This window comes from Thermomonospora echinospora, from assembly GCF_900108175.1.
In the GTDB taxonomy this organism is placed as follows: domain Bacteria; phylum Actinomycetota; class Actinomycetes; order Streptosporangiales; family Streptosporangiaceae; genus Thermomonospora; species Thermomonospora echinospora.
This window is the reverse complement of the sequence record NZ_FNVO01000071.1, coordinates 1-1,316: the sequence shown is the minus strand read 5'-3', so window position 1 is coordinate 1,316 and position 1,316 is coordinate 1. Positions and strand designations below refer to the sequence as shown.

The 1,316-nt window shown below is 76.0% G+C and carries 1 protein-coding gene; it reads right to left on the bottom strand.

The window, feature by feature from the left end; all coding sequences use genetic code 11:
* Positions 1-1,316 (bottom strand): relaxase domain-containing protein (locus C4U03_RS39695; protein ID WP_160147269.1); only part of this gene is annotated, 1,316 nt, incomplete at both ends.

The window sequence follows — 1,316 nt, the reverse complement described above, 5'->3', positions numbered from 1 at the left end:
TCGTCTGGGCGGGGATGCCGGACTCGGCGGCGAGCTGCTGCGCGGCCGCCGCCGCGGTGGTCGCCCCCCGCACCGTGAACCCGGCGACGTTCCACGCGCTCCTGGCGGCCGCCATCAGCGTTGTCTTCCCGGCTCCGGCGACGCCGATGACGGCGTCGACGCCGTGCCCGGCGCCGGTCAGCCGTTCCACCACCGCGCGCTGCTGCGTCGACAATGCGAAGCCCTTGGCGGCCTCGAACGCGCCGATCGCCATGGCGGTGACCTCGCCGTCGACGACGGCCAGGCCCTCGTCGGCACCGTGGCGTAGACCGTGCTCGGTGAGGGCCAGGGCGGTGCGTTCGGCCTCCACGATGTCGGCGCTGGTGTAGCGCTCGGGGTGCGTCTGGAACGCGGGCCCGCGTTCGCGGCCGCCGGCGGCAGGGAGCGGAACCGCCGGGCCGTCGGGCAGCGCCACCACGGCGGCCGCCAGCCGTTCCGCGTCGGCGACGTCGGCGACGCCGGGCAGCTCGTCCAGCACGGCCGCGAGCACGCGGGGCTGGGTGGCGACCTTGTTGTGCGCGGTCAGCCCGGTGTCCGGCGCGAAGATGCGCTCGGCGACCTCGCGCACGCCCGGCGTCGGCGGCGGTGGCGGGGTCGGCCCGTCGCCGGGACCTCCGATCGTGGGCCCGTCGTCAGGGCCGCCCGGGCGCGCGGCCGCGACAACCATGCCCGGCTCATGACCCGCGTCATCGGCCTGCCGCCGCCACGATCCACGCAGGTCACCGCCATGCACGGTGGTCGACGGCGAGGCCTGCGCCGAGCTCGTCCCGGCGGTGTCCTTGCCCTCGCGGGAGCGTGCGGCGGCGACCTTGGCGTGCGCGGTCGACGCCGTTCGCGGGTCCTCGAACCCGAGCCGCTGCAGCAGCCGGTGGATCTGGCCCTGGCGCTTGGAGAACACCACCCGCAGCTCGGCGGGCACCCCGGCCAGCTCCCACACCCGGCCCCCCGGCTGACGTTCCCACCGGAACCCCATGGCGGTCGTCTTGGCGCGCAGCCTCGCTCGGACCAGCGCTCCGGCGGCCTCAATGTGCCGGTGGAACTCGCGGCCGCCGTTGCCGGGTGTGCTCCACTGGCCGTCGACGCCGCGCACCATGTGGGCGATGACGGCGTGGGCGTGAACGTGCGGGTCGGGGTCCTGGCCGTCGACGGGGCGGGCCTCGTCGTGCCACATCACCCACCCCAGCAACCCGCTGGTGTCGACGCGGCGGGCGGTCTTGCCGCCCCCATGTTCGCCGCGCATCCCGTACGCGCACCACGCCTCAACGTCGGCCAGCGTC